Source organism: Cellulosimicrobium sp. AB352 (genome assembly GCF_049538415.1).
Lineage (GTDB): Bacteria > Actinomycetota > Actinomycetes > Actinomycetales > Cellulomonadaceae > Cellulosimicrobium > Cellulosimicrobium funkei.
On sequence record NZ_JBMVFX010000054.1, the window covers coordinates 1 to 390 of the forward strand.

Genomic DNA, 390 nt, shown 5'->3' on the forward strand with positions numbered 1-390 from the left:
CTGGTCGGTGAGGCCGGGGACCTTGACGAAGGCCTTGGCGGTGAGGCCGTCGATGTCGGTCGCGGTGTAGGTGATGACCTGGCGGCCCTCGGTGAGGGTGACGGTGAGCTCGCCGTCGGGGGTGACGCTCGCGGTGGTCGCGTCGGTGGTGACGGTGAGCTCGCTCGCGGCGCCGTCGGGGTCCTCGTCGTTGTCCAGGACGGGGACGGTGACCTCGGTCTTGCCCAGGATGTCCTCCACGGGCACGGTGTCGTCGCGCGCGACCGGGGGCAGCAGGGGCGCGTTCGCCGAGACGTTCACGGTGACCGCGCCGGTCGCGCGGGCGCCGTAGGTGTCCTGGATCTGGTAGTAGAACGAGTACGAGCCGTCCTGGTCGGGCGAGGTCAGCAC

General features: G+C 71.0%; 1 protein-coding gene. It reads right to left on the reverse strand.

Annotated elements, in window-relative coordinates:
* Positions 1-390, reverse strand: a 390-nt coding sequence (locus ACPCUX_RS18800; protein WP_423389397.1) for an Ig-like domain-containing protein, incomplete at both ends; no start/stop codon positions are given.